The 5,516-nt window shown below is 64.6% G+C and carries 5 protein-coding genes; 2 read left to right on the top strand and 3 right to left on the bottom strand.

Going from position 1 to position 5,516, the window contains the following annotated elements; all coding sequences use genetic code 11:
• The coding region (locus tag I5Q34_RS33320; RefSeq protein WP_199896238.1) for a transposase at positions 1 to 699 on the top strand (699 nt) is incomplete at its 5' end.
• Here I5Q34_RS33320 and I5Q34_RS35385 read toward each other — a convergent pair.
• Positions 662 to 877: a hypothetical protein gene (locus I5Q34_RS35385; RefSeq protein ID WP_234429917.1), complete on the bottom strand. Its 216-nt coding sequence runs from the start codon at positions 875 to 877 to the stop codon at positions 662 to 664. The genes I5Q34_RS33320 and I5Q34_RS35385 overlap by 38 nt on opposite strands.
• Before the next feature lie 844 nt (positions 878 to 1,721).
• Positions 1,722 to 2,408 carry a peptidoglycan-binding protein gene (locus tag I5Q34_RS33330; RefSeq protein ID WP_199896239.1) on the bottom strand — a complete coding sequence of 229 codons (687 nt, stop codon included), beginning with the start codon at positions 2,406 to 2,408 and terminating at the stop codon, positions 1,722 to 1,724.
• A 334-nt stretch (positions 2,409 to 2,742) separates the two neighbouring features.
• On the opposite strand from I5Q34_RS33330, the gene I5Q34_RS33335 reads away from it, so the two are divergent.
• The gene (locus I5Q34_RS33335; RefSeq protein ID WP_234429918.1) at positions 2,743 to 4,941 is read left to right on the top strand and encodes a transglycosylase domain-containing protein; all 2,199 of its coding nucleotides are present in this window, start codon (positions 2,743 to 2,745) and stop codon (positions 4,939 to 4,941) included.
• A 64-nt stretch (positions 4,942 to 5,005) separates the two neighbouring features.
• On the opposite strand, the gene I5Q34_RS33340 is transcribed toward I5Q34_RS33335, so the two are convergent.
• On the bottom strand, positions 5,006 to 5,419 hold the full coding sequence (locus I5Q34_RS33340; protein ID WP_199896240.1) for an SsgA family sporulation/cell division regulator: 414 nt from the start codon (positions 5,417 to 5,419) through the stop codon (positions 5,006 to 5,008).
• Positions 5,420 to 5,516 lie beyond the last annotated feature (97 nt).

Genomic DNA, 5,516 nt, shown 5'->3' on the forward strand with positions numbered 1-5,516 from the left:
GCCGAGGCGATCAAGCCTGGCTTCAGGGCCGCTACGAAACCCAGTTCAGCTCAGTACGCCTTCGCCCGCCGCTGGCAGGTGACCGGCCTGCTCGCCGAGATCCACGACCGGCTCCGTGACCGGGTGCGCGTCAAGGAGGGCCGCAGCCCGGATCTGAGTGCGGCGGTCGTGGACTCGCAGTCGGTGCGAGCCGCGGCGAATATCCCCGGGTCAACGTCGGGATGGGACGGCGGGAAGAAGGTGGGAGGGCGGAATCGGCACGTAGCGGTGGACTGTCCCGGTCTCATCCTGGCGGTGCTGGTGACCACGGTGAGCGTGCAGGACCGCCACGCAGCCGTGCCGCTGCTTACACGGCTGCGGGAACGGTACTTCTCCATCCGCCCGTGTGGGCGGACTCCGGTTACGCGGGCCGGCTCATCGACTGGGCTGCGAGAAGTTCCGCCTCACCCTGGACATCGTGAAACGCTCCGACGACACCACGGGGTTCGTGGTGCTGCCGAGAAACGGTGGGTGGTGGAGAGAACGCTGAGTCGGCTGATCCGCTCGCGCCGTCTGGTGCGCGGCGTCGAGACGCTGCCCGCCATGCACGAGGCCATGGTGCTGCGGTCCATGACCATGCCGATGAGCGGCCAACTAGCAGGACGCCGCCGGGATGCCTTCCTCACGCGGCCGCCGGCACCGGCTCCTCGTGGAGGGTGAACAGGCCCGGCTCCACCTCGGTGGCCCAGCCCCGCGTGGCCAGCCGCTTCAGCCGCGAGCGCACCCCCTCCACGCGGGCCGAGGTCGCCTCTCGTCCGATCTGCTTCGCCCGCATCCCGCCACCGGCCTCCGGCGCCGCCAGGGGGGACAGGATCCGCTGGTACTCCGGAGCAAGCACCTCCGCGCCGGCCCCTCGACGCGGTGCGGCACCGTCGAGCCTGTCACCGCAGCGGCCCGGACCTGCTCCGTCGTCCCGGCGTCAGGCTCGGCCAGCACTTCGGTGACGGTCTCGCGAGCCTGGCTGAGCCGTTCCAGCCGCGCTTCTGCCGCGCTGAGCGCGACCGTGATCCGCTCGGCCTCCTCCCGCAGCCGAGCCACCTCCGCGCGGGCCTCCAGCAGACCGAGCACCGACGGCATCAGCCACCTCCACGAGCGAGACGAGCACACGAACCATCCGAACTCTCCTGCCGCACTACCGAGTTCATGCCGTATCAGGGAAAACCCAGCGATCACATTCTGAATCCGGATGACCTCTAAAAAGGGCGTCCGGTCGGCGGGGGGTGGGACGGCACCCGCAGATCTCGGACAGTTGACTTCTGTGACCTGCTCATCCGGGCCGCAACCAACTCAGCGGTCGTGCTGGTCCGGGACAACGTCCGCATCCATCTGACGCCCCCGTCACAGGAGCTCACGCCTTCCAGCCGCAAGTTCAGTACCGCCCGCACTCCTTACCACGGCCACCGAGAACTCCCAGATCGCTACAAGGGGTTCAACGTTGTTCACGCGCGCTTCTGCGCCCCCTCAGAAACGGAGGACGAGAACCAGAAGCGGTTCGATCAATGGGGGCGGTTGCTTTCGGATCAGGTCCGAAGAGCCACTGAGCATGCGGTAAGCGAGGCCTTCGGACGTCGAGTTCTGGTGTCTCAGCTTTTCTGAGGGGCCGCGCTGATGGACCGCAGAAGGGTGATAAAAGCTTCTGCAGTCCACGTGTCATCCGGACTTGGTGGTGCATGCTTACGCCTTTACCAAGCAGGCTTGCGGACGTCCCCGTACTGGCCGCCGTGGGGCCTGTCCTCGAAGTGGAGGTGGGGCCCGGTGACGTTTCCGGTTGCCCCCACCTTGCCGAGCGGTTCGCCCGCACGGACCTGTTGGCCGTCGGTCACTGAACGCTCGGAGAGATGGCAGTAGACATACGTGCGGCCGTTGTCGGCCTCCAGCCCGATCCAGTTGCCATATGCCCTGCCCTGGGAATTCGACCAGGCGATGGTGCCGGAGCGTACCGCAACCACAGGGGTGCCGATCGGTGCCGCATAGTCGTCACCGGTGTGATAACCGGCAGAGTAGCCGGAGTCAGAGGTGCCGAAAGCGTAGGTGACCCGGTGCCCGGGTACCGGCGAGGGTACGGCACTGCCTCCCGACGCGCCGCCGATGCCGACGGCCGAGGTTGCGGGAATGTCCTTGCCCCGGCCGGAGACGAGGTAGTCCCAGGTCCGGGGGCCAGGTATACCGTCGGCTCCGTGATCGGTCCAGCCCTGGGCCTGCTGGAAGGCACGCGTGGCGTTCAGGTCCGCAGTGCTCCACTGCGGACCTGGGCCCTGCCGGTAGAAACGCCGGCCGCCGCGCTCGATCAGTAGTCGGCCGAGTCGGGTGATGTGCTCGTTGCACTGGCCCGGACCGAAGAAGTGGGACCCGGGATATCCGGTCGTCATGGTGTTTGCTCCAGGTGATCAGAGGTGTGTCGAGCAGGTCCTCGTCGTCAAGTCCGAAAAGATTTGGCTCAGGGAATGTTCACAAAGCCCGACGGACGGAACGGGATCACTTTTGCATGACATTTGACCCGAGTGGCCTCGACAAAAGTTGATGGCCGACGACCTTTGATTACAGGTGATGTCCCGGAGAATTCGACATCCTCACATGCGGTGGTTAGTTTCAGACCTCTGGTCGATGGCCGAACAGACAGGAGCCACAGCGCAGATGGGGCGAACGCACGCGCAGCAGGTGCGGAAGAGGAACGGGAAGGGCAAGAGGCCCAAGCGTTCCGGTATGCGACGGTTCTTCAACTGGAAGACGGTGCTTGCCGGTTTCGTGGGTGTGTTCGCCCTCGGCGCGGGGGCCTTCGTGGTCATCTACCACTACGTCGAAATCCCCGAGGAAGGTAAAGCGGCAGCCAGGCTGCAGAGTAACATCTATAAGTCGAGCGACGGACGGACGATCGCACGGATCGGTGAGGTCAACCGCCAGACGGTACCGCTGTCCAGAATTCCGCAGAGCGTCCAGCACGCTGTTGTGGCTGCGGAGAACAAGAGTTTCTATACGGACCCCGGCGTCGATCTGCAGGGCATGGCCAGGGCTCTGCTGAACACGACGCTCGGCCGGGGGAAGCAAGGCGGCTCGACGATCACCCAGCAGTATGTGAAAAACTACTACCTGGATCAGCGGCAGACCGTCTCCCGTAAAGTGAAAGAGCTGTTCATCTCGCTCAAGATGCAGGACAAGCTCTCCAAATCTCAGATTCTCCAGGGCTACTTGAACACGAGCTACTTCGGGCGTGGCGCCTACGGCATTCAGGCCGCCTCCCGGGCGTACTACGACAAGGACGTCGACCAGCTCAACCTTCAGGAGGGCGCCTACCTCGCCGCGTTGCTCCAATCCCCCAGCCAGTACGACTGGGCGGCGGCCACCGAAACCGGCAAGCGGAGTGTCAAGGCCCGCTGGGGGTACGTGCTCGACAATATGGTCGAGCAGAAGTGGCTCAGCCCCGGCGACCGTGTCACCATGCGATTCGAGGAGCCCGGTGACCCTAAACGCACGGATGGACTGAAAGGTCAGAACGGCTACCTGATCGAGGCAGCCAAACAAGAGATGATCCGAGCTCTGATCGAGGACGGCCGCAGCCAGGAGGAAGCCGAACGGGACTTCGCTACAGGGGGCTGGACCATCACGCTCACCATCGACGGGGAGAAGCAGCGGGACCTGGAAGGTGCGATCAAGCACAAACTGCTCGACGACCTCAATCCCCGTCTCCGTGAGGTCGACAGCGATGTCCAGGTCGGTGCCGCGTCGGTCGATCCGAAGACCGGCAGGATCGTCGCTCTGTACGGCGGCCGTGACTACCTCAAGCACTACACCGACAACGCCACCCGTCGCGACTACCAGCCCGCTTCCACCTTCAAGCCGGTGATCCTGGCATCAGCCTTCGAGAACGACTCAGCTACCCAGAGCGGCCGGCGGATCGCTCCTGGAACGCTTTACGACGGCACGGACAAACGGCCGGTGGTAGGGCCTGGCGGACACGGCTACGCACCAGAGAACGAGGACGGTTACTCCCAAAATCCCATCACCGTGCAGCAGGGGATGAACGACTCGGTCAACGCGGTCTTCGCGCAGATGGCCGTAGACGTAGGACTGGGCAAGGTCAAGAAGACCGCCACAGACCTCGGAATGAAGGGCGAGGGTACCGGGTTCGTCGCGAGCCCCGCGATGGCGCTGGGGTCCATGGGCGCCAGCCCGCTGGACATGGTGGGCGTTTATGCCACCTTCGCTCACCACGGCAAAAAGGTCACCCCGAGCATCATCGCCTCGGCATCCCGCAACGGTAAGAAGTACGCATTGCCCGACGCGGTCGGCGGCGATTCTGTCGTCAGCCGCAACACCGCCGACGGCGTGACCTCCGTCCTCCGGGGCGTGGTCGACGACGGCACGGCAAATGCCGTGCGCAGTTCCCGGTACCAGGTGGCCGGCAAGACGGGCACATCTGACGACGACAAGTCGGCATGGTTCACTGGCTATACGCCCGACCTCGTCACTTCCGTCGGGCTCTTCGGTGAAGCTTTGGGCGGTCAGCAGGTCTCGCTGCAGAACACGGGTGGCCACGGCCGTGTGAATGGGGGTACGTACCCGGCCCGCATCTGGGCGGAGTACACCGCGAAGGCTCTCGGGGACGACAGCACCCCCAGGTTCAGCCTGGAAACACGGGACGGGGCAGTTCCAACGGCTCCGATCACGTCGGCGCCCGCGTCTGCTTCGCCCACGCCGTCACAGCCTGCGCCCATGCTGTCACAGCCTGTGCCCTCGCAGTCGCAGCGGGCGGTGCCGACGCCCTCATTCACTGCGCCGCCGCCCGTGCCGGTGCCCAGCCATACTCCTACTCCGACGCCTGTTCCCACTCCGACGCCGAGTACGAGTACTGGCGGTACGGACAAGGGAGGACGCGACCGACGGCTGGATCAGCCCGTTCGGTGATGTTCAGGGCTGGCGGCCCCGCACGGAGCGGGGCCGCCAGCCCTGAACAACTCCTGGGCATCTCTCACTCCGAGAGCAGGGCGGCCAACTCTTCTGCTATGTCCGCATGCAGGTGCTCGTAGCCGAGAGGCACGAGCTGTTGAGTGCGGGTGTTCCAGACGATGATGTCGGAGAGCCGGGCACGCAGCAGCGTGCTGAACTGGGCTCCGTGCAATCCTAGATACAGCACGGACTTCCCGTTCTCGCTGTCCGGCCACACGCGTACGTCTCCGATGCCCGAGGGATGGGAAACACCTTGCATGAGCAGGTTCCGGGCGAAGTTCCAGACGGCGATGATCTGTTGTCCGTGCGAGAGAACCACTGTTATCTCGTAGGGAGTTGAGCTGTGGTACTCGAACGTGGCGGCCACAGGGATGACATCTTCGCCGAAGAACAGTTCCATTTCCATCTCGCATGTGACGGCGTGCGTCAGCTTCACGGACTTCCTTCGTCTGGCAGGGGTGAAATGGGATGCGATCAAACTAAGGGTTGTCCCGTAAATGATCTACGAGTTGGTGGGTGACGAGTCGGCCTGG

Origin of the sequence: Streptomyces sp. AV19, assembly GCF_015999245.1 — a bacterium.
Taxonomy (GTDB): domain Bacteria; phylum Actinomycetota; class Actinomycetes; order Streptomycetales; family Streptomycetaceae; genus Streptomyces.